Origin of the sequence: Micromonospora pallida (assembly GCF_900090325.1) — a bacterium.
Classification (GTDB): Bacteria; Actinomycetota; Actinomycetes; order Mycobacteriales; family Micromonosporaceae; genus Micromonospora; species Micromonospora pallida.
In genome coordinates this window covers 5330539-5353118 of the sequence record NZ_FMHW01000002.1, presented here as the reverse complement: position 1 = coordinate 5353118, position 22580 = coordinate 5330539, and the positions used below count along the sequence as shown (strand labels likewise).

Here is a 22580-nt window from a genome sequence, read left to right as displayed (position 1 = left end):
GCTGGCGGTGGCAGGGCGGACAGCGGTTTGTTCAGTCGTCCCGTCGGCGGTCTCGACCGCGGTCCACGCTCACGGCGACGAGCAGCATCAGGCCGATCGCGATGGTCTGGTAGAACGGGGACAGATTGATGATCACCAGGCCGGATTGCAGGATGATCGCCAGGAACGCGCCGAAGATGGCGCCCAGGAAACTGATCCGCCCGCCGGTGAGTGCGGTACCGCCGATCAGCGCCGCGGCGATGGCCGCCATCGAGTCGTTCAGGTGCCCGGAGATGTTCGTCGTCGAATAGCGGGACAGGTCGATGAACCCGGCGAGCCCGGCGAGCGCCGACGACAGGATGAAGATCGCCAGGGTGTTCCGCAGGGTGGCGATGCCGACCCGACGTGAGGCGCCGAAGTTCGAGCCCATCGCCAGGGTGTGCGTGCCCCAGGGGCCGACCCGGAACAGCAGCCAGACCACCCCGACGACCGCCATGCTGGCCAGCATCGGCAGCGGCAGGGCCCCGAGGTACGCCTGACCGAACTCGCTGGAGAGTTCCGCCGGCATACCGGAGAGGTTGACGCCGCCGGTGACGACCTGCGCGATGCCGGTCATCACCCCGAGCGTGCCGAGGGTGGTGACCAGGGCGTTGATCTTCACCACCCCGACGAGCAGGCCGTTGGCCAGCCCGATGAGGGTGCCGATGGCGATCGAGACGACCAGCCCGAGCAGCACGACCACGGCCAGCGGGTAGTCACCCTGGAGGGCGAGCATCACCTTGCCGGCGACCACCGACGACAGGATCACCGCGGCGCCCTGCGAGATGTCGATCTGCCCGGCGGACATCAGCACCGCCTGGCCGACGGCGAGCAGGATCACCTGGGACGCCGTCAGGGCCATTCCCCGCAGGTTCGTCTGGTTGAGGAAAGCGCCGTCGGGTGACAGCGAGAAGAACACCGCGATCAGTACGATCTCCACCGCGATGATCTGGATCGCGCGGTTGGTGATCAGTTTTCGGCCGAGGTCGCGGTTGGCGGCCAACCCGCCACCGGGAATCTTCGTGACTTCGGAAATTGCCATCACTCGTCACCCACCATCATGGTCACGACCTGAGCTACCGACAGTCCGGCGGGCGTACGGTCCTCGACAATGGTTCCGTGGCGGAGCACCACGATTCGGTCCGCGATTTTCAGCACGCTCGGAATGTCGTGGGACACCAGCACCACGCCCAGCCCGTGGGACGCGGCCGTGGTGATCGAATCCAGCACGATGCCCACCTGCTTGGGCCCCAGCGCGGCCGTCGGTTCGTCGAGCAGGATCAGGTTCTTCGCCCACTTCATCGCCCGCGCGACGGCCAGCACCTGACGCTGGCCCCCGGAGAGCCGGCCGACCGGCATGGTCACGTCGCGCAGGGTGCTGATGCCCAGCCGCTCGATGGCCTCCGTGGCCTCCCGGCGCATCCGCTGCCGTTGCAGCACCCGGACCGGCCCGTACCGGCGGACGGCCTCGTTGCCGAGGAACAGGTTCTCGGCCAGGTTCAGGTGCGGCGCGAGCGCCAGGTCCTGGTAGACGACGCCGACCCCGAGGCGGCGGGCGTCGGCCAGGTTGGTGAGCGGTTCACCGTCGACGAGCACACTGCCGCCGTCGGCGGTGGCGGAACCGCAGATGACGTTCATCAGCGTCGACTTGCCGGCACCGTTGTCGCCGAGCAGGGCGACGATCTCACCCGCCCGTACGGTCAGGTTGATGTCACGGAGCGCCGAGACCGCCCCGAAGTTCTTGCTGACCCCGGTGACCGCCAGGACATCGGCTTTCATCGGTCTCCTTCCAGCTTGTGGACCGTGCTCTCGACGTCCCGCAGCACGGTCCGGTAGCTCTCGACGAACTGCTTGGCGTCCTCCTCGTCGAAGACCAGCGGTGGCCGGATCTTGAGGACCTGACCGGACCGGCCGACCGCGCTGATCAGGACGTGCGCCGCCCGCAGCCCGTTGACCACGTAGCGGGCGACGTCGCCGGCCGGGTGGCCCTGGTGGGCCACCATCTCGACGCCGATGAACAGCCCGGCGCCGCGCACGTCACCGACGAGCGGACTGCTGATGCCGGACAGCTCCTTCGTCAACCACGCGCCGAGATCGCGGGCGTTGCCCATCAGGTCCCGGGACTCGATCTCGTCCATGACCGCCGCCGCGGCGGCGATCGTCACGGGGTTGCCGCCGAAGGTGTTGAAGTACCGGTGGCTCGCGGCGTAGGCGTCGGAGAGTTCGGCGGGCAGCACCAGCGATCCCATCGGCATCCCGCCCGCCATCGGCTTGCCGCAGGTCACCATGTCGACCTGGTCGGTGTGGCGCAGGAAGCCCCACCAGTGGTCGCCGGTCCGGCCGAGACCCGGCTGCACCTCGTCGGCCACGACCAGGCCGCCGGCCTCGCGGATCGCCTGGTAGCCCTCGACGAGCATCCCCGGTTCGCCGGGGTAGATCCCGTCGGTCGACATGATGGAGTCCAGCAGCAGCGCCGCCGTGCCCATGCCGTGCCGCCGCAGGTCCCAGACCGCCCGCCGGATCGACTCGGCGAAGACCGCACCGGCGTCGGCGCCGTACCGGAAGGTGTCGGGTGCGGCCACCGTCCGCACCCAGGGCGCCAGCGGCATCGACGACCCGTTCTCCGGTGAGCAGCCCGCCGTCAGCGCGCTGTTGCCGTGGTACGCCGACTCGGTCACCACGACCCCGAGGTTTCCGGTGCGCCACTGGGCGATCCGGATGGCCAGGTCGTTTGCCTCCGACCCGGAGTTGGAGAAGATCACGTGGTCCAGGTGGTCGGGATGGGTGGCCAGGAACCGCTCCGCGTAGTCGACGACGCCGTCCTGTAGGTAGCGGGTGTGGGTGGCCAGGGTGAGGAGTTGCTGGCGTACCGCCTCGGCGATGCGCGGGTTGCCGTGCCCGGTGGCCTGGACGTTGTTGTAGACGTCGAGGTACTCGGTGCCGTCGGCGGTGTAGAGCCGGGTGCCCGAGCCACGCACGAGGTAGAGCGGCTCCTCGTAGAAGAGCGGGTAGATGTCGCCGAGCGTCGCCCGACGGCGGGCCAGCAGGGCCTGCTGGCGCGGCGGGAGCGCGTCGGCCTGCGCCAGGTCGAACTTGTTGATCATCTGTCCGTCGAGGACGCCGGACTCGGTCGGGCGGCTCTTGTTTCGGACGGCGCTCATGACGGAGTTCCCCCGTATTCGAGTACTGGCACGGATTCGTGCTGGACGGTGGTGGCGAGCGCGACGGCGAGCCCGTCGTAGCGGAGGGCGTAGCCAGCGCGCTCGGGGTGGCGGGCCGCGACCTCGCGACCCCACACGAGCACCATCGCGAGGCGGGTCAGCGCGAGCGCCGGCACGAGGGAGACCTCGACCGGGTCCAGCCCGACCAGCGACGTGACAGTGGCGACGTACCGGTCGACGAGGGGATGCGTGAGGCTCCCGAGCGCCAGAGCCAGGTAGCAGGTCGTCACCGCGACGTCGTACACCCGGGGCGCGTGGACCGCGTCGCCGAAGTCGATGACGCCGGTGACCCGATCGCCGGTGACGAGCAGGTTGGACAGGTTGAAGTCGGCGTGCAGCACCTGGTGCGGCAGCCCGTCCCGGACCGGGACCACCCGGGTACGGAAGTCCGCGACGACGTCGGCCACGAACGCGCCGAGTCCGGTGTCGAGGTGCTGCTCAGCCAGCGGGGCGTAGCCGAGCATCGAGTCGAGACACCACTCCTGCTCGGTCGGTACACGGGCCGCGGCCGGGGCCAGGTCGGCCAGCGCGGCGATGAGGCCGGCCTGCACCTGCGCGATCCGGTCGACCAGGGGCCCGGTCAGCACCGCCGTTTCCAGACTGCTGCCCGGACATTTCGTCATCACGAACACGGCGGAGTCGCCGTGGCGGGTGACCGCGCGGCCGTCGGTGTCCGTCAGCAGCCGGGGCACCGGCAGTTCGGGGTCGTGCCCGGCCACGTGCGCGAGGAGGGCGGCCTGCATCGTCGCGCCACCGCCCGGCCAGGGCGAGATCTTCAGGACGAAGTGGCCCTCCGTCGCCTCGACCAGACAGGTCCGGTCGGCCTCGGACGCGGTCGTCCGAACCGTACGGACACCGGAAACGCCGTACCCAGCGATGATCTCGGTGACGGTCACGCCGCCGAGGCCCAGGTCGTCACCCATCGCTGGCCGCCGTGCACATCCGTACCACCATCAGGGCTATCACCTCGATGGCGCGGCGGTACTCGTCAAGGTCGAGGTACTCGTTCGGCTGGTGGGCGACGCTGAGCTGCCCGGGTCCGAAGGTCACCGTCGGCACGCCCGCCTTGATCGGCAGTCCCATGTCGGTGTGGCAGGTGACGCCCTGCAACACCGCCGGAAGGCCGAGGGTCCGCATGACGTCCAGCGGTACGGTGACCACCGGCTCGGTGACCGGGGTTTCGCCGCAGTCGGCGTCGACGAGCCAGGTGAGCACCGGCGGGTGCGCGGTGAGCCAGGGGTCGTCACCGACGAACCGGGCGAGCATCTCCGCGACCTGCGTCCGCACCACGCCGCCACCGCCGTGCTCGTCCAGTTCCGCCGGGAGGTACTGGATGTCGAACCGGATCGTGAAGGACTCGGCCCAGGCCGACGGGTAGGTGCCGGCGTGGATCTCGGCCACCGTCATCTGGCCGGGCAGCGGCAGGTACTCGTGGTTCTTGACCGGGTCCTTCGCCCAGGCGGCGTTCATCTCGTCGATCGCGTCGAGCAGCCGACGCCCGTAGGCGATGGCGTCCACCGCTCCGCCGTCCCGCCAGTCCGGTTGTTCCAGCTCGATGTGGCCGGCCTTGCCCGGGATGGTGATCTCGCCCCAGAGGATGCCCCGGCACAGCGGGGCCACGGTCAGGCTGGTCGGCTCGGGGATGACGATGCCCAGCTCGGGGCGGTAGCCGCGGTGCACCAGGGCCAGGGTGCCCATGCCGCCGGTCTCCTCCTCGGTCACCGAGGCGAAGCAGACGTCGTTGACCAGCTCCACACCGGCGGACCGGACCGCGTGGATCGCCGCCAGCGCCGCCGCCATGCCGCCCTTCATGTCGCAGGCGCCGCGTCCGTAGACCCGGCCGTCGGCCACCCGCGAGACGAACGGGGCGTCACCGTCCCAACCGGAGCCGCCCGGCACGACGTCACAGTGACCGAGGAACATCAGCGCCGGCCGGGGGAGTCCGCGTCGGCACGGATGCGTCCCACCAGGTTGGGGCGACCGGTGAAGTCCCGGTCCGGGAAGTAACCCGGGCCACCGTCGTAGACCGCGAGTTCGGCGGCGGACGGCTCCCACTGGTCGACCTCGGCGCCGAGTTCCTCCAGCCGCGTCCGCAGGAACGCCTGGATGGCGCCCTCGCCGGTGACGCTCGGGGAGTCGCCGAACCAGGGGCCGACGCTCGGGATCTCGATCATGTCCCGGAGCAGCCGTACGGACTCGTCGAACTGCGCATGGACGGCGGCGAGCACCGCGTCGCGCGTCGCGTCCGGCTCGGGGAGTGCCCGGTCCCTTGGTACCTCCACAGTCATGAACGAGACGATAGGGAGGCCTGATCGAAACATGAACAATCTGCGGTCGCTTTTTACTGCGGAGCAACAGCCTTGTAACGGCTGCCCAAGGGGTCCGCCTGACGCCATCAGGGCAGGTCAGGCCGGGTTGTCCGGGTCTGCGGCGCAGTGGCGGCCGGGGTTCCAGGGCGGCGGCGGGAGGCTCAGCCCGATGAAAGTAGGGGACTTAAGCGCACAAATCTCCGCTCGCCGACGCGCGGCGTGGCCCAACTCGATCATCCTTTGTGATCGAAATGGTCGCCGAATCTCTCGCGCGACGAGCGTCCCTGCCTGCGCGGGCCTCAGGTGCCGCAGAACGTCCGGTACGGTCCGAAGTCCGGCGGGGCGGCAGCGGCGTAGCGATCCAGCCCCGGGCGCTCGTCGTAGGGGGCGGTCACGGCGTCAAGCAGTCGTTCCAGCGGGCTCAGGTCGCCGTCGGTCGCGGCGGTGAGCGCCTCCTCGACGAGGTGGTTGCGGGGGATGTAGACCGGGTTGACCCGGTCCATCGCGTCGGCGTCCGGAGCGAGGGCGTGCCAGCGCGTCAGCCAGTCGTCGACCGCGACGGGGTCGGGGAAGAGACGACGGACGGGTTCGCGGTCGCCCCGGGCGGCGACGGCCAGCGCGCGGAAGAACGACGTGTAGTCGACCTGACCGTCCCGTAGCAGGGTGAGCAGCTCGTCGGCCAGCGGCGTGACGGCCGGGGCGCCGAGGTCACTGGGCAGGCCGAGCTTGCCCCGCATGCCGTCCGACCAGGCAACGTCGTAGTGCCGGCGGAATCCGTCGAGTGCCGTGGTCGCCAGGTCGACGGCCGCCTCCTCGTCGTCGTGCAGGAGGGGCAGCAGGGCCTCGGCGAGCCGGGCGAGGTTCCACTGGGCCACCACCGGCTGGTTACCGTAGGCGTAGCGTCCGTGCTGGTCGATGGAGCTGTAGACGGTGGCCGGATCGAAGGCGTCCAGGAAGGCGCACGGCCCGTAGTCGATGGTCTCGCCCGAGATCGTCATGTTGTCGGTGTTCATCACCCCGTGCACGAACCCCACCAGCATCCACCGGGCCACCAGCGCCGCCTGCGCGGCGATCACCGCCTCGAGCAGCGCCAGGTACGGCTGCTCGGCCCCGGCCGCGTCGGGATGGTGCCGAGCGATAGCGTGGTCGGCCAGGCGGCGTAGCAGGTCCACGTCACCGGTGGCGCGGGCGTACTGGAAGCTGCCGACCCGCAGGTGGCTGCCGGCGACCCGGGCGAGCACGGCGCCCGGCAACGGGGTCTCCCGGTAGACGGTGCGCCCGGTGGCGACCACGGCCAGCGCGCGGGTCGTGGGGATGCCGAGGGCGTACATGGCCTGACTGACGACGTACTCCCGCAGCATCGGGCCGACCGCGGCCAGGCCGTCACCGCCGCGCGCGAACGGGGTTCGCCCGGAGCCCTTGAGGTGCAGGTCGCGGAGCTGGCCGGCGGCGTCGACGAGTTCGCCGAGCAGCAACGCGCGTCCGTCACCGAGTCGCGGGACGAACCCGCCGAACTGGTGCCCGGCGTAGGCCTGTGCCACCGGGGCAGCACCCTCGGGTACGCCGGCACCGACCAGCAGGCGTACCCCGTCGGGGCTCCGCAGCCAGGCGGGGTCCAGCCCCAGCGTGACGGCCAACGGCTCGTCGAGGACGAGCAACCGTGGGTCGGCCGGCTCGTCGGCCTGCCACGGGACGGCCATCTCCGGCAGCTCGCGCGCGAAGCGGTCGTCGAGGTTCACCGGCGGGGCTGGTGCGATGCTCACCCGTCGACAGTACGTCGGCCGCTGTCCGATACCCGTCACCGTTGTCGGCGGCTCCCGGCTTCGACCGCGAATGCCCGGGTCTGAAGCGGAAACGACGCGACAAACGGGGCGAGAGGGAAGCGTGAAATCCGTAGTCGACTGTGGACCTCTCTCCTAACGTCGGAGACGGTCCGACTACGAGGAGGTTGTCTTATGCGCGTCCTATCCCACGGTGTCCGCGCCGGCCGACGGTTCGCCCCGGCGCTGGGCCTGGCGTCCGCCATGGTGCTGGCGACCCAACTGGCGGTGGTCGCGCCGGTCGCTGCCGCACTGCCCGGCCTGACCCAGGTGACCAGCACCGGCCCCAGCAACAGCGACTGGAAGACGTGGCAGGCGTCCTGCCCCACGGACAGCTTCCTCGTCGCGGGCGGCGGCCGGATCAACGGGGGCGGTGGTCAGGTCGTGATGGACACCATGGTGCCGGTCTTCGGCGGCACCGACCTGTATTCGGTGACCGGCCGGGAGGACGACAGTCCCGGCTTCACCGGCGACTGGTCGATCACCGCCACCGCCCTCTGCGCGCGACCGCCGGACGGCTGGGAACACGCGGAGAGCGCCACGGGCTGGGACTCGAACAGCAGCAAGACGCTCACCGTGAGCTGCCCGCTCGGCAAGCGGCTGCTCGGCGTCGGGGTGGAGGTGAACGGCGGCCTCGGCCAGGTGGTGGTGGACGATCTGCGGCCGAGCGCCGACCTGAGCAACGTCACCATCACCGGGATCGAGGACGGCACCGGGTACGCCGCCCAGTGGCAGCTCCAGGGCGAAGTCATCTGCGTGACGGCGCCGGCCGGCCTGGCCCGTGTCACCGGCTTCGGCGTGTTCGACTCGACCCCGGTGAAGTCCGCCGTCGCGTCCTGCCCCGCCGGCCAGCGGGTGCACGGTGTCGGTGGTGAGATCGACAGCGGCGCCGGTCAGGTCCGGATGACCGGCATCGACTTGCTTTCGGACACCCAGGTCAGGGTCACCGCCGCCGAGGACGAGGACGGGTTGGCCAGCAACTGGGCACCCCGGGCGTACGCGATCTGCGCCTGAGTCACGGTCACCCCGGCCCCCGCTGCCGTCCCGCACCGGGGGCCGGGCCGTGATCCGGCGGCCGATCGGGCTGCCCGGCCCGGACGAGCCCGGACGAAACGCGCCCGGACCGCGTCGGCGATAGCATCGATATGTGTAATTGTGCTTGCGCTCCATCGATCGCTCTGTCCGTATCGCCGGCTCCCGGAGGTGGATCATGGCCCGAACAGGTTCCCGTGCGACCCGAACAGTGCCCGTCCGGGCACTCGCGGCGCTCTGCGCCGCCGTGTTGGTCGCCGCGATGGCGTGGACCGCGCCGGCGCTCGGCGCCGGACCCCGCCCGGACGTGGGCGGTTACGGCTCGTCGTTGTTCGCCGTCAACATCGACCCGGCCAACGAGGCGGCCTGGCAGCAGTCGCAACCCGGACGGCTGGCCAGTGAAGGATTCAAGGGCGTCCGGTTCGTGTCGCGCGCGTCGATCCAGCCGCGCATCGACGCCCTGAAGGGGGCCGGCCTCCGGGTGATGCCGATCATCACCAGCGAGTCGGGCGGTTACGTGCCGTGGAACGCCGACTTCCTCCAGATCGGCAACGAGATGGACCACGGGGACACCTACCTGCCACCCGCCGTGTACGCCGACATGTGGGTCCTGTACCGCAACACGTATCCGCAGTTCGCCGGCCGGTTCGTGATGGGTGGCCTGGCCTCGGGCGGACAGAACGCGGTCAACTACACGGCCGCCGTGTTCGCCGCGATCGGTGGTCGCGCGCCCCTGCCCGACATCATCGCCATCCACCCGTACGCGAAAAACTCCGCGCAGGCCGCCGGGGACTTCGACCTGATGTGGAACAACTTCGGCCGTCCGGTGATCGCCACCGAGTGGCACAACGAGGACGACACCTGGAACTTCCAGTGCATGCTCGCCGGCCGGTCGAGTGTCTGGAACTCCGTCTTCGCCTACACCGACGCGATGGTGCCGGGCTTCGGGCTGCGCGACGGGGCGGGAAACCCGAAGCCCTTCTACTACTCACTGCTGTCCGCGCCGGCGGAGTGCCGCTGAGGTGACCGGTCCTGGTGAACAGTCCGCTGGTGACCAGGACCGGTCACCAGCGGGCCAGCAGCGTGTCCCGTCCCTCGCTGGTGCGGTACAGCCAGGTGGTGCCGGGTACCACCGTGCCGCTCAGGTAACCGACGATCGGATCCCGCTGGGCGTCGCTGGGCAGTTCGCCGACCAGGGCGATCGCCTCCTCAACCGGAAAGAACCGCGCCTCGGTGACCTCGTCGTCATGAGACGCCAGGGTGCCCTCCCACTCGGCCAGCTCGAAGGCCATTGCGATCGCCGACGGGTGTTGCGGGGAGTCGACGTGCACCAGAAACGCCGTACCGACCGGGTCGCCCACCAGCAGTCCGGTCTCCTCGCGCATCTCCCGGCGGAGCGCCTCGTGCAGGAGTTCGCCGGTCTGCGCGCCGCCACCGGGCAGCGACCAGAGGAGCTCTCCGTCACGGCCGAGGCGCTCCCGGACCAGGAGTACCTCACCGTCCCGGCGAACGATGCCGATGACCAACTGGACGCGTACGGCGGAAGCCGCCGGCACGGCATCGTCGTCGTCGGGCACGAGCGGTGATGTTACGGGCCGTCAGGCCCGCGCCGCGACGCCAGGAGAAAGGCGACGCGGCCGGTCCGCCGACCTTGAGTCGTCGGACCGGCCGCCACGCTCGGATCACACTGTCAGGCGGAGAGCATGTCCATCGAGCGCCGTCAGGCGGACACGTGCGCGACTCCGGGCCGTCCGTTCTGCACGAAGACGCTGGCCCGGGTCGACACCGGGGCACCCGGAGCGTTGACGAACGGCACGACCCGGTAGTCGGTGCGCATCTCGTCCCGGCCCAGGTGGCACACCTGGTACCCGCGCTGCGAGTTGTGGAACTTCATGTGCGGGTTCTCGGCCAGCCAGGTCACACCGAGGCTGTCGTGGTCGGTCCCGTTGCCGCCCGAGCTGATCGACGTGCCGAGGAACTCGGTGCCGACCGTCCGCGATCCCGGGTCGGAGAAGTCCAGCTTGAGGTCGGCGGCCACGCTGCGGTGCGCGTCGCCGGTGATGATGAGGAAGTTCTCGACGTTCCGCTCGGCCACACCGTCGAAGAGCCGCTGGCGCGCAGCGGCGTACCCGTCCCAGGTGTCCATGCCGTACCGCTCGTCCGGGCCGGCGGTGTGGTCGGCCTCCATGGCGAAGATCTGGTTGCCGAGCACGTTCCAGCGTGCGGTGGACGCGGCCAGCCCGGCCAGCAGCCACGCCTCCTGCTCGGCACCGAGCATCTGCCGGTTCGGGTCCCAACGCAGCGACGCGTCGGTGAGCTGCTGGTCCCGGAACCGCCGGGTGTCCAGCACGTCGAGCTGCAGCAGGTCGCCGAAGTGCAGACGCCGGTAGACCTGCATCTCCGCGCCCTGCGGCATGGACGACTTTCGCAGCGGAAGGTTCTCGTAGTACGCCTGGTACGCGGCGGCCCGGCGGAGCCGGAACACGGCCAGGTCCTGGTCCGGCTCGGTGTCCGGCTGGGAGTGGTCACCGGCCCAGTTGTTCTCCACGTCGTGGTCGTCCGGAGCCACCACCCAGGGCGCGGCGGCATGCGCGGCCTGCAACGACGGGTCGAGCTTGTACTGGGCGTACCGGGTCCGGTAGTCGGTCAGGGAGAACGTCTCGACGGCCGGGTAGTGGGCGCGGCCGATCGAGCCCCGGCCGCCGCCCTCGTAGATGTAGTCGCCCAGGTGGACGACGAGGTCCAGGTTCTCGCGGGCCATGTGGTCGAACGCGGTGAAGTAGCCGTCGGTGTACGCCTGGCAGCTCGCGAACGCGAAGCTCAGCGACTGGAGCGCGGTCCCGGGACGCGGTGCCGTGCGGGTACGGCCCACCGGGCTGACCTGGTCGGCGATCCGGAACCGGTACCAGTACACCCGGTCCGGCCGCAGGCCGTGCACCTCGGCGTGCACCGAGTACCCCCAGTCGGCCGTGGCGCGCTCGACGCCCCGCCGTACCACCCGGCTGAAGTTCTCGTCCTCCGCCATCTCCCACCACACCAGCACGGGACGACCAGGCATGCCGCCGAGCCCGTCGAGGGCGAGCGGGTCCGGGGCCAGGCGGGTCCAGAGCACCACACCGTCGGAGGTCGGGTCGCCGGACGCGACCCCGAGGGTGAATACGTAGCCAGGCAGGGTGATCCGGCTCTCCGGGGCGGCGGAGACCGCCGAAGCGGGTGTGGCGGCGAGGACGGTGGCACCTGCGGCGACGCCGCCCAGGGCGAGAAAGCGACGGCGGGGCAGGCTGAGTGGGGACTGTGACATGAGGTGTTGCCTTCCGGACAGTTCGGGCATCTGCTTTTAGGCATCCCAACGGTCCGGCCTGACGTCCCCTGGAACGGGTGGTGAACGGAATCGATCTTGATGTGGGAGATTCGTGCCCTGATCAGCGCCCGGAGGCCCGGTCAGAAGTAGTCGAGCACGTCGGCGGGGCCACCGACGGCGAGCAGGTCGAGGGCGCGCGGATCGGCGTCGGCACGGTGGCGTAACTGGCCGGCCTGGACGAGGCTCTCGGCGGTGGTGGCGCCGGCGTAGAGCTGGGCGAAGCCGCGCACGCTCAGGTGCAGGCCCGGTTCGCCGGTGGCCGGCCGCAGCTCGGCCGCGCCGTCGGCGACCTCCAGCCGCCAGGCGCCGGTGTTCCAGTCGGCGAGGTCGTCGTCGAGGGTGAACTCGACGCTGCCGCGCGCGTACGGCGGCCAGCCGCGCTCCCGTACGGCCCGGGTCACGTCCACGGGCCGGTGCATCCAGGGCTGCTGCCGGTGCTCCCGGACCGCCTCCAGAGGAAGCTGGGCGGTGACCGCGTCGCCGTCGAGCAGGCGTAGCCGCAGGGTGGGGGCGACGCTGCGCCAACTCGCGAGGACGCCGACGAGTTCCCGGGCCGCGTCGGGGGTGGTGGCGAGCACGTCGTAGACCGTGAGCACGGAATCGGGACCGTAGCCACGGCGGCCACGGTCCCAACTGACGTAGCCGACCAACTCGCCGTCGTGCTCGACGAGGGTGACACCGTCGCTGGGCAGGGCGGTGGTGGCACCGAAGTGGTCGAACAGCTCGCCTCGGCGGGTGAGCAGGCCCCGGCGGTGGCGGGCGACGCGTTCGTACAGGTCGGCGACCGCAGGCATGTCCTCGGCGACGGCGGCGCGCACGGTCAGATGCGGGGCGGGCCGGTGCCGGGGGAGGTCGGCGGTGGCCAGATCGACGGTACGCAGCGTGCCCGCCACCTCCCAGCCGTAGGCCCGGTATGGGCCGCTGACGGTGGGAAACAGGGCGCTGACGGCGGCGCCCCGCTCGCGGGCACCACGCAGCAGAGCGGTCAGCAGAGCGCGGGCGACGCCGCGACCGCGCGCCTCGGGAGCGACGGCGACACCGGCGACGTCGGCGGCCGACACGGCCCTACCGGACCACCACTGCTCGTGGTGCAGGTCGACGGCCTTGCCGCACAGCCGCCCGTCCGCGTCGAACGCTCCGTAGCTGGTCCGGCCGGGAGTGGCGCGGGTGGCGTCCGGCGAGGGTTCCGGGTCGTAGCCGAATGCGTAACCGCCCAGAGCCGCAGCGGCGGGGATGTCGTCGGGAGTGAGCTCGCGGACGGCGACCGTGGGATGCATCGGCCGACGATAACCACGACTCGGCCGGCACCGAACCGGTTTTCGTCGAGGGCAGCCTCGGCCATGGACGGCAGGTGCGGGTACCGCGTGGCCCAACACACTCGCCGCCGGCCATGGGAGGCCTCCGGTGACAACCGCCGCTGAGCCGACCGCGCTCGACGTGGAGCTGGCCGCCAGGTAGGCGGAGCAGCTCCACGTCGCCGGCGGGTACCGGGCCGGCGCGGCTCAGCGAGGAGCCGCCGGCCCCACGTCGGCCCGCGCGACCCAGGCCGAGCGTGGATCACTGAACGACCGGGGCAGCAACACCGCCTTCTGCTCCGGAAAGTGATCGCCCCCGTAGCGGAAGATCCGGGCGCAGTTCTGGCCACGAGTTTCGGTCGCCAGGGCGCGCCGGGCCAGCGGCGAGTACATGGTGCGGTGTTTCACCCAGGCCGCCTCCTCGCCGTGTCGGTCGAAGCCGCGGCCGGTCGCCGCGTGCCCGAACACGTCGTGGACCGCCCGGAACATGTCGTTCTCCCCGTCGCTGAGGTACGGGTGCGGGTTGCCGCTGGCCGCGCTGGCCCACACCTTCAGCCGGCGCTGCCGTACGTCGTCGACCATCGACGCGACGTCCGCGTACGGGTCGGTGTCGACGATCCGTACCGCTACGCCCAGGCCACCGAACTCCACGCGACCCACCAGGAAGTGGTACTGCCGCACCGTCTCGCGGCAGAACGCGGCGTACGCGGGATAGGCCCGTTCGTCCCGGACCGGCGCCGCCACGTAGGCGTCCGCGATGGCCGCACCGACGACGGGGTCAAGGCGCACTCGCGCGTACGCCTGGGACGTTGTGTCGTCCGTGCAGTCGGAGCCGTACCGCCGCGCGCCGCGACGGACGTACGGCACCGGTGGAAAGCACGACGACAGGGTGGTTGGCAGCGCAGATGCGAGCAACGGTGTTCATGGTCCTCCTTCAGACGTTGGGATGGATCAATGTGATCAGCGGGTTTGCGAGCTTTCCCGCCTGTTCTGCGGCGACGCCGCGCCCGCGCCGGGCCGTGAGCCCTGTTCGCGCCGCAGCAGCTCGCCGAGCGCCCTGATCTCGGACACCCGACGGTCCTGATGGAACTTTCCGATCTTTCCGATGGTGGTACTGCGTCCACGACGCGGCATTGGTCCTCCACGAGGCTTGGTGACCCGGAACTGCTAAAGGAACATAGACCCTGTGAACCGTATACACAAGATTGGCCATCGTGCTAGCGTTCACGCGTGACAGCAGAGCCGAGCATGGCCCCGAACGAGGCCACCCTGACCGCAAGTGGCATCGCGCGACTGGCCGACGTCGGCAGGGCAGCGGTGAGCAACTGGCGCCGCCGGTACGCCGACTTCCCGACCCCCGTGGGCGGCACGCCGACGAGTCCGTCGTTCGACGCGCGGGAAGTGGAAGACTGGCTGCGCCGCCACGGCCGGCTGCACCACGCCGGCGCCGACCAGTGGGCCTGGCGGCACATCGAGAGCTACCAGCCCACGACGCAGATCAGCGACGTCCTCGGCATCGCCGGCGCGCTCCTCCTCGTCCGGGCCGACCAGCCCACGACTCTCGACGCCGGCCTGCCGACGCCGCAGCAACTCGTCAGCCATTTGCGCGCACTCGAACCCGACCTGGCCAGGCTGATCGGTGACCTGCTGCCGGGGGAGTGGACCGCGCAGCTCACCACGCTGCTGCGTACGGTCGACCAACTCGGCGCGGAACAGGGCCCGGAGGCCGCCTTCGAGCATCTGCACAACCAGTACGTGGCCTCAGCCCACTCGCTGTCCGGCCTGGCCGGAACAGCGGACCTCGTCGCCGACGTGATGTTGACCCTCGCCGGCTCCGGAGCCCGTACCTTCGACTTCACCAGCGGCACCGGGTCGATCCTGCGGAGGGCCGCCGACCGGGCCCTGCGCAGCGGCACACCCACCCGGTGCTACGCCCAGGAGATCAACCCGCAGTACGCGGTGATCACCCTGCTGCGGCTGTGGTTCGTGCACCTGCGGGCCCGACACGCCGGGCACGACGCCGAGCCGCCCGTCGTGCACGTCGGTGACAGCCTGCTCGACGACGCCCTACCCGAGCTGCGGGCCGACGTCGTGGTGGCGAACTTCCCGTTCGGCATCCACGAGTGGGGTCACGACCGTCTCGCGTACGACCCCCGCTGGACCTACGGACTTCCCCCGCGTACCGAACCCGAACTCGCCTGGGTGCAACACGCCCTGGCCCATCTCGCCCCCGGCGGCACCGCCGTCGTGCTCATGCCCCCAGCTGCCGCGGCCCGCCCCGCAGGCCGCCGGGTCCGCGCGGAGCTGATCCGTCACGGCGCGCTGCGCGCGGTCATCGCTCTCCCCGCCGGCCTCATGCCGCCGACCGGCATCGGACTGCACGTCTGGGTCCTCGCCCAGTCCGATCCGCACCAGCCGCACGCGGGAGACCTGCTCGTGGTCGACACCACCACCGAATCGGCCCGCCGACCCCTCGCCGAGATCGTCGACACCGCGTGGCGCGGCTACCAGACCGACGACTACGTGGAACAGCCCGGCGTCCACCGCACCGTGCCCGCCATCGAGCTGCTCGACGACCAGGTCGACCTGACACCGCAACGCCACCTGCCGCAGGCCAGTGAGCTAGCCGCCACTCCGGCACAGATCATCGCCAGCATCAGCGAGTTCGACCGACTCCTCGACGGTCTGCGCCGAAGCCTGCCCGCCGTACGCGAGACACCGACAGCGATTCTCGGCGAGGCTCCCCAGGCCGACGTCACCGACCTCGTCCGATCCGGCAGCATCACCATCCAACGCGCTGCCCGCAGCCGATCAACCAGCGGCACCGCCAGCACCGCCGCTGTACTGACCGTCGCCGACATCCTCTCCGGTGGCCCGGCCACCGGCTCGGCGACCCGCGCCGCAGACGACGACCCGGGGCCGCGGGTACGCGCCGACGACATCCTCGTCCCGCTCATCGGCCACAAGATCGACGCCCGGGTCGCCACCCCGGAACAGGTCGGAGCCGAACTCGGGCCCGGTACCCAGTTGATCCGCGTCGACACGACCCGCTTCGATCCATGGTTCGTCGCCGGGGTCATCTCCCGTACGGACAACCTGCGCATCGCCGGCCGTACCTCCAGCACCACCCACGGTGCCCTGCGCATCGACGTCAGGCGACTCGCCATTCCGGTGGTGCCGCTGGATCAGCAGCAGACGTACGGACGGGCCTTCCAGCAGCTCGTCGAGTTCCGTACCGCGCTGGAGCGGGCCGCAGCGACCGGAGCCAACCTGGCTCGCGAGATCAGCGACGGCCTCACGGCAGGTGCCCTCGGGCTGGCGTAGCCGGCAGCCCCACAGCCTGCTCAGCGCAGCGCGAGCCCGACGAGCCGCTCCACGAGATCGGGGAAGTCCATCCCGGCCGCGCCGGCCGCCAGCGGCAGGAGGCTGCTCGGCGTCAGCCCCGGCAGGGCATTCACCTCCAGACACATCGGCGCGCCCTCGCTGTCGCAGCGGAAGTCGACCCGGCAGTAGCCGTTCGGCCCGAAGCCGAGCGCACCGTGTGCCCGTCCGGCCAGGTCCTGAAGGGTGTGCGACAGGCTGAGATCGATCTCGGCGGGGCAGACCTCCCGGACCACCCCGGGCTGGTACTTGGCCTCGTAGTCGAAGAGCGGAGAGCCGAGTTCGATCTCGGCAACCGGCAGCACGAGGTCGCCGACCACACTGACGGTGAACTCCCGTCCCGGCAGGAACGGCTCGATGACGAGGTCGTCCGCGTCGCCGGGGGCGGGTGCGAGATCGGTGAGCAACTCCACCAGCCGGACGCTGACGCTGGAGCCGTCGGCCGCCGGCTTCACCACCACCGGACCGGCGTCGACGAGGCGCTTGGCGGCGATGGGCAGGTCCTCGTGGGCGGGCCGGTAGCGGACCTGCTCGGCGACGGGGACCCCAGCGCCGCGAAGGACCAGGCAGGTGTGGTCCTTGCGCCAGGCGGTGGCGCAGACCGAACTGCTGGCACCGGTGAACCGGATGCCGGCCATCTCCAGCAGCCCCTGGAGGTGGCCGTCCTCGCCCCAGCCGCCGTGCAGGGCGAGGAAGACGATGTCGACGTCCCGCAGCAGGTCCAGCACCGGGCCACGGGTCAGCGTGGCGAAGGCCCTGCGGCGGAGTGCGGGTTGGTCGGCGGCCGACGGCGGGGTCCGGGGGACCGCGAACTGCGGCACCGCCGCCGGCTCCCGGAGCCCGCGCGCGAGGAAGGGGTCCTCCGCTGCGGGGTCGACCAGCCAGACCTCGTGCCGGCGTTCGGTCAGCGCCCGGGCGACCGCGGACCCCGATGCCCTCGAGACGTCCCGCTCACTGCTCTCTCCGCCACAGAGGACCGCGATACGCATGTGATTCATTCTCGCACGGTGATGATCGGATACGTGGAGAATGCACCGATTGGGGCTGCCGTCGCGGGCCTGCTGGCGAGTTCCGCCCCAGGTCAGGCCGCACCTGCCTGTAGTTCCCCCGGTGTTCATCCCGCCTCGCCAGGATCCCGAGAGGCTTACGGTGGACTGAAGAGGACTGGCGATGCGGGCACGCGGACGGCGACTGTTGACGACGAGATGGATTGTCGCGGCCCTGGCGGGACTGGTTGCTCTCGGCACCGTCCACGGGCCCGCCTACGCCGAAGCAGCCGAGGTCCCGCCGACCCTGGTCGGCGGGGTCTACGAGATCGGTACGCCGGAGCAACTGCTCTACCTGAGCCACCACTACGGGTCGGAGGCCGCGCCCCGGTCCGGCTACTACAAGCTCACGGCGGACATCGACATGGCCGGAATCGCCGGCTTCCAGCCGTTCGGGCGCTTCTACGGCACGTTCGACGGTGACCACCACTCGATCTCGAACCTGCTGATCGACCGGCCGGGTGTCGGCACCGTCGGGTTCTTCACCCACCTCGGCGACTCCAACGTGCAGGCGGTCATCAAGGACACCGCCTTCGTCGACATCGACGTCCGGGGCGGCCAGACGACCGGCGCGGTGGCCGGCATGCTGTGGGGCACCATCGAGAACGTCTACACCACCGGATCGGTCGTCGCCTCCGACCACAGCGTCGGCGGGCTCGCCGGACGGATCCCGGTCGACACGTCGGGGACCATTCCCCAGCCCGACCCGGCCGAGGCGGCGATCCCCACGATCCGCAACAGCTACTCGCTGGCCCACGTCCAGGAGGTGGGCGAGGCCGACAGCCAGGGCGGACTCGTCGGGCGGGTGCTCAACCCCCGGACGATCATCGAGAAGTCGTTCGCGGCCGGACCCGTCGACGGATACGGCCGCGTGGGCGGGCTGGTGGGCGACCTGCGTGCCGGCGTGCTGCGCAACTCGGTCGCCGCAAACCCGATCGTCACCGGGCAGTCGTCGGTGAACTCGGCCTACGGCCGGGTCCTCGCCGAGGGAACCGTCGAGAACGTGCTGGCCTGGGCCGGGATGGTCGCGCCAGCGATCAACGGTGAGCCGGTCACCGAGGCCGAACTGCGGTCGATGCCGACGTACGAGGCCCTCGGCTGGGACTTCGAGGAGGTCTGGGACTTCCGGACCGCGACCGTCGACGGCGTCGAGGTGTCCTACCCCGTACTGCGCGGGTTCGCATCCCAGCCGCACCCGTTCGACTTCACCAGCTTCTCCTCGCCCATTTCGTTCGCGATCAACGGCACCGACCCGACCGACTCCGCGCTGACCGTCGACGTCGTCGACGTCACCAACGAGGGTGCCCCGGCCACCGCCGCCGAGGTGGCGATCGTCCAGTCCGAGGCCATGCCCAGCGACGACGGACTGGTCTGGAAGCCGGCGGGTCCGCAGGTCTTCGACGGGCTGGCCGCCGCGACCAAGTACACCTTCTGGGCGAAGGTCCGCCTGACCACCGGCGAGGAGAGCGGCTGGCGCTTCGCTCCGCTCTACACCAGGTACGCGCTCTCCGACGACCCGGAACCGGCCCACATCAGCGCCACCATGACCCAGGACCCGGCGCACAGTGTCACGATCAACTGGGAGACGCCGGACATCAGCCTGGACGACAGCGTCGTGCAGGTCGCCCGCGTCAACGGCAACGGCAAGCTGAAGTTCGAGGTGGTGCGCGGCACCCACCACGTCCAGGAAGTGCACATGAGCGCCAACGAGGGCGTGCTCGACGGCATCCGCAACTTCCACAAGGTGCACCTGGACAACCTGAAGGCCGATACCGAGTACGTGTACCGGGTCGGTGACGTCGAGGCCGACGTCTGGGGTCCCCTCGGCAGGTTCCGGACGGCTGTCGCCGCCAACCAGGACTTCTCGTTCCTCTACTACACCGACCCGCAGGTGCAGGAGGACAACGCGGCGTTCACGCGGAACATGCGGACGGCCGAGGAACGGTACGGGTCGGAGCTCTCCTTCACCCTCATGGCCGGCGACCTCACGGAGAAGGGCTACGCCGAGGGGCAGATGGACACCTTCTACGGCGGTGCGCAGGCCGGGCTGCTCAAGCGCACCTTCCTCGCCACCCAGGGAAACCACGACCGCGACGAACTGCTCGCCCCGCACTTCAACTTCCCCGCCACCGTGTTCGAGAACGTCTGGTCCTTCGACTACGGCGACGCCCACTTCGCCGTACTGAACACCGAGCACTACACGCCCGACGAGCTGGCCGCCCAGGCCAAGTGGCTGCGGGAGGACATGGCGCGAACCGACAAGACCTGGCGCATCGTCACCTTCCACAAGGCCATGTACGCGGCCACCGACCATGTCGACGACGCGGACATCGACGCGCTACGCCAGCACTGGGCACCCGTCTTCGAGGAACTCGGCATCGACCTCGTCATCACCGGCCACGACCACAGCTTCTCCCGTGGCTTCGTCAAGGGCGGTCAGGACGCCACCCCCGCCTCGGTGCGCAGCGGCGACCGCGAGGTGTTCATCGACGCCACCGCCCCGCTCTACATCGTCAACGGCACGGCGGGCAGCTCGAAGTGGTACAAGCGCATCTCCTACGACGCCAGCCTGTTCCACAACGTCGCACCCGACTACGCGTTCATCGACAAGTCCAGCGCCACGAACGACACGGTGCTCCAGGAGCAGAGCTACTCCGTCGTACGCGTGACCCGCGACGGAAAGCTCAGCATCGACACCTACTTCATGAAGTACGACCGCGACGACCCCGACGGCTACGAGGTGGCTCCTTACCTGTTCGACTCCATCGAACTGGTGGACACCGCCGCGCGCCCCGGTAGGGGGCGCTGACGATCCGAAGTCGGGGTACCCGTCAAGCCGCTGTAGTCTCCGCTGCCGGCTGGTCACTTCCTCCGTTCACCGCTCGGGAACGGAGGAAGGTGACAAGCACGACCGCCAGGATCACAGCGTGGATCAGCCAGCCGAGGTGGGTAGCGCCTCGGACGCCCACGAACGTGTAGAGAAGCCACGGCGGGTAGGGCACCTCGCCGGGTGATGCGAACAGGTAGGTTTCCACCGGCGTGGTCAGAACGCAGAGTGTGTTCGGAAGCAGCAGTACGGACGCCACCACCGCGCCTTCGTTGGCCAGCCGCCGTACCGACTGCGTGGCCGCCTGCGCCTGTCGATAGATCCACGTGGTCAGGAGAGTCCCCAGCACTCCTCCTATCAGTAGCCCGATGATGCTGAGTGCTGGGGCGAGGACGGGTTCGTCACGGACGATCTCGAGGGTGGGAGCGGGGCGCGAGTCGACGTCCGACGCGGGTAGGACGGACAGCAGCAGACCGTCCTTGGTGCCGACCAGACCGTCAGGGTCGGATGCGAGGACCTCCCAGCCGGCGGCACGGAGGCGTTCCTCCGTCTCCGTCGCCGCCGGTAGCGGCGAGGCGAGCTTCACCTCGGTCGAGCCGGCCAGGTAGTCGTCATCACCGATAAGGACCCTTACCACCGGATTGCTGTCCGGGGTCCCCTCGTGCTCGTAGTAGAACAACTTCGGGTTCCGGGCGACCTCCGCGATCCGCGCACCTGGCAGGACCTCGCTGGTGACTTTCCTCGCCTGTTCTTCTGTCGGCAGGGCGGGAGCGGACTGCCAGCCCAGCCAGGCGCCGAGCATCGCGGCGGGGACGCCCACAGCGATCACCCCCACGACCGCCAGGCAGATCTTCATCCATCGCCCGGCGAGTGCGCTTCCCACCATCGATACCGTCCTTCTGGTAGCCGGGGCGGGGAGAAGCAACCGCCGCCGAGACAGCCTGACCACGAGCACTGCCAGCGTGGTTGCCGCCAGCAGCGCGAGCATGACCACCCCGATCAGGATCTTGGTGTTCGGGCCCAGCCCGGTCGGTGGTTGTCCACGCCGGCTGGCCCCGCTGGCGATGAGGTCGCTCGCGACGTCCAGTGCCTGGACGTCGTCGACCGGGGTGGCGATCAGGATGCGTGGCTCGGCGTCGGGGCGGAGAGCGGCCACGTCGACCCGGCTGACCCGGACCGCGCTGGTGATGTCGATGCCGGCTTCGAAGCCGACGACCTTCTCCGTCGGTTCGGGGTGGTACCGCGCCACCACGGCTTCTCCCGCCGGTGACCAGCCCATCAGGCGTAACGCCGTGAGGCTCGCCTGCTCGGGTATCACCGGTGCGGGCAGGCCCTGTCCGGTCGCCGGATCGACGACGTGCAACTGCCAGCGCGACGGGTAGGTCTCACCCTCGCAGCAGCGGCGCTGGGTGACCAGGGCCAGGCCACGACCGTCCGGGGTCCACGCCCCCTTGCCCGCCAGCCGCGTGTCGTCGGGGAGAGTGAACCGGCTGCGTTCCGCCCCTCCCATCTCGGCCACCACGATCGCGTTACCTGACTGGTAGGCGAGACGACGGCCGTCCGGGGCGAAAGCGACCATGAAGCCGTCCACGATGCGGGGTGGCTCCACGTCGGCAATGGTGGAGAGGCTGCCGGATTCCAGGTCCACCAGGCCCAGCACGGCCCGGGTCACCCGGTACTCCTCCGTACCGTCCGGCTGCACCACGTTCGCGCGGTTGGTTCCGATCACCGCCAACTGGTCTCCCTGCGGGGACCAGGCCGCCGGGCCCGTGGTCGCCACGCCCGGTATCCGGGGCAGCCGTCGGACCTGCCCGTCGTCGAGGTCGATGACCCGATCCGTCAGCGCCACCCGCGACCCGTCCGGCGACAGCAGCACCTGTTCGCCCGGTCGGCCGAGCTGGTCGTCCGAGAACACCCGATACTCGTCGCTGCCGGCACCGACCACCGCCACCGCACCGTTGGCCTCACCCCACCACCACAGCTCCGAGGAGAAGATCACCGACGCCCGACCCAATGGCCGCTCCCGCACCGAGTCGGTGCCCCACAGCGGTGCCCCCAACCGGTCCGGCACGGACTCCTGGCCACGCCCAGGAGCGGCCGGAGCCGCCGCTCGGCTGGCTGCCTGGAACGGCCCGACCAGCGGTACGAGCACCACCGCCACGGCGAGGACGACGGCCACCGCCACCATCGCCGGGGCCCGCCGACGGCGCCGTCGCTTCTCCGCCGCAAAGCTGACGTACGTTGGAATCGGCGCCGCTACCCTCCACATC

The 22580-nt window shown here is 70.4% G+C and carries 17 protein-coding genes; 4 read left to right on the top strand and 13 right to left on the bottom strand.

Annotated elements, in window-relative coordinates; all coding sequences use genetic code 11:
- Positions 1 to 31: 31 nt before the first annotated feature.
- The 7 genes from GA0074692_RS22170 to GA0074692_RS22140 form a co-directional block, all read right to left on the bottom strand.
- Positions 32 to 1060, bottom strand: a complete 1029-nt coding sequence (locus tag GA0074692_RS22170) for an ABC transporter permease (protein WP_091647068.1) — start codon at positions 1058 to 1060, stop codon at positions 32 to 34.
- Positions 1060 to 1797, bottom strand: coding sequence for an ATP-binding cassette domain-containing protein (locus GA0074692_RS22165; protein WP_091647067.1), 738 nt, complete (start codon positions 1795 to 1797; stop codon positions 1060 to 1062). The genes GA0074692_RS22170 and GA0074692_RS22165 overlap by 1 nt, the downstream gene beginning before the upstream one ends.
- Entirely contained in the window at positions 1794 to 3179 is a 1386-nt protein-coding gene (locus GA0074692_RS22160; protein WP_218106701.1) for an aspartate aminotransferase family protein, read from the bottom strand. Before GA0074692_RS22160 ends, GA0074692_RS22165 begins: the two co-directional genes overlap by 4 nt.
- Positions 3176 to 4162, bottom strand: a complete 987-nt coding sequence (locus GA0074692_RS22155; RefSeq protein WP_091647066.1) for a phosphotransferase enzyme family protein — start codon at positions 4160 to 4162, stop codon at positions 3176 to 3178. The genes GA0074692_RS22160 and GA0074692_RS22155 overlap by 4 nt, the downstream gene beginning before the upstream one ends.
- Positions 4155 to 5162, bottom strand: a complete 1008-nt coding sequence (locus GA0074692_RS22150; protein ID WP_091647065.1) for a M20 family metallopeptidase — start codon at positions 5160 to 5162, stop codon at positions 4155 to 4157. Before GA0074692_RS22150 ends, GA0074692_RS22155 begins: the two co-directional genes overlap by 8 nt.
- Positions 5162 to 5527 carry a hypothetical protein gene (locus tag GA0074692_RS22145; RefSeq protein WP_141725378.1) on the bottom strand — a complete coding sequence of 122 codons (366 nt, stop codon included), beginning with the start codon at positions 5525 to 5527 and terminating at the stop codon, positions 5162 to 5164. Before GA0074692_RS22145 ends, GA0074692_RS22150 begins: the two co-directional genes overlap by 1 nt.
- 320 nt (positions 5528 to 5847) lie before the next feature.
- Positions 5848 to 7311, bottom strand: coding sequence for a protein adenylyltransferase SelO (locus GA0074692_RS22140; RefSeq protein ID WP_091647063.1), 1464 nt, complete (start codon positions 7309 to 7311; stop codon positions 5848 to 5850).
- A 192-nt stretch (positions 7312 to 7503) separates the two neighbouring features.
- Between GA0074692_RS22140 and GA0074692_RS22135 the strand changes: the two genes are divergently transcribed.
- On the top strand, positions 7504 to 8382 hold the full coding sequence (locus tag GA0074692_RS22135; RefSeq protein WP_091647062.1) for a hypothetical protein: 879 nt from the start codon (positions 7504 to 7506) through the stop codon (positions 8380 to 8382).
- A gap of 196 nt (positions 8383 to 8578) precedes the next feature.
- Positions 8579 to 9421 (top strand): hypothetical protein, encoded by an 843-nt coding sequence (locus GA0074692_RS22130; protein ID WP_141725377.1) that lies wholly within the window; start codon positions 8579 to 8581, stop codon positions 9419 to 9421.
- A gap of 43 nt (positions 9422 to 9464) precedes the next feature.
- Here GA0074692_RS22130 and GA0074692_RS22125 read toward each other — a convergent pair whose 3' ends face one another.
- The 4 genes from GA0074692_RS22125 to GA0074692_RS22110 all read right to left on the bottom strand — a co-directional run bounded on the left by GA0074692_RS22125 (position 9465) and on the right by GA0074692_RS22110 (position 13845).
- The gene (locus GA0074692_RS22125; protein ID WP_245730416.1) at positions 9465 to 9977 is read right to left on the bottom strand and encodes an NUDIX hydrolase; all 513 of its coding nucleotides are present in this window, start codon (positions 9975 to 9977) and stop codon (positions 9465 to 9467) included.
- A gap of 143 nt (positions 9978 to 10120) precedes the next feature.
- Positions 10121 to 11701 (bottom strand): alkaline phosphatase D family protein, encoded by a 1581-nt coding sequence (locus GA0074692_RS22120; RefSeq protein WP_091647060.1) that lies wholly within the window; start codon positions 11699 to 11701, stop codon positions 10121 to 10123.
- 140 nt (positions 11702 to 11841) lie between these two features.
- A complete protein-coding gene (locus GA0074692_RS22115; RefSeq protein ID WP_091647059.1) occupies positions 11842 to 13038 on the bottom strand; it encodes a GNAT family N-acetyltransferase in 1197 nt (398 codons plus the stop codon).
- A gap of 225 nt (positions 13039 to 13263) precedes the next feature.
- Entirely contained in the window at positions 13264 to 13845 is a 582-nt protein-coding gene (locus GA0074692_RS22110; protein ID WP_091653925.1) for a hypothetical protein, read from the bottom strand.
- A 441-nt stretch (positions 13846 to 14286) separates the two neighbouring features.
- On the opposite strand from GA0074692_RS22110, the gene GA0074692_RS22105 reads away from it, so the two are divergent.
- On the top strand, positions 14287 to 16380 hold the full coding sequence (locus tag GA0074692_RS22105) for an N-6 DNA methylase (RefSeq protein WP_091647058.1): 2094 nt from the start codon (positions 14287 to 14289) through the stop codon (positions 16378 to 16380).
- 20 nt (positions 16381 to 16400) lie between these two features.
- Here GA0074692_RS22105 and GA0074692_RS22100 read toward each other — a convergent pair whose 3' ends face one another.
- Positions 16401 to 17426 (bottom strand): D-alanine--D-alanine ligase family protein, encoded by a 1026-nt coding sequence (locus GA0074692_RS22100; RefSeq protein ID WP_091647057.1) that lies wholly within the window; start codon positions 17424 to 17426, stop codon positions 16401 to 16403.
- 181 nt (positions 17427 to 17607) lie between these two features.
- Between GA0074692_RS22100 and GA0074692_RS22095 the strand changes: the two genes are divergently transcribed.
- Positions 17608 to 20292 (top strand): purple acid phosphatase family protein, encoded by a 2685-nt coding sequence (locus tag GA0074692_RS22095; RefSeq protein WP_091647056.1) that lies wholly within the window; start codon positions 17608 to 17610, stop codon positions 20290 to 20292.
- A 22-nt stretch (positions 20293 to 20314) separates the two neighbouring features.
- Here the strand turns inward: GA0074692_RS22095 and GA0074692_RS22090 are convergent, their stop codons facing one another.
- Positions 20315 to 22579, bottom strand: a complete 2265-nt coding sequence (locus tag GA0074692_RS22090; RefSeq protein ID WP_141725376.1) for a TolB family protein — start codon at positions 22577 to 22579, stop codon at positions 20315 to 20317.
- Between the last annotated feature and the right edge of the window lies 1 nt (position 22580).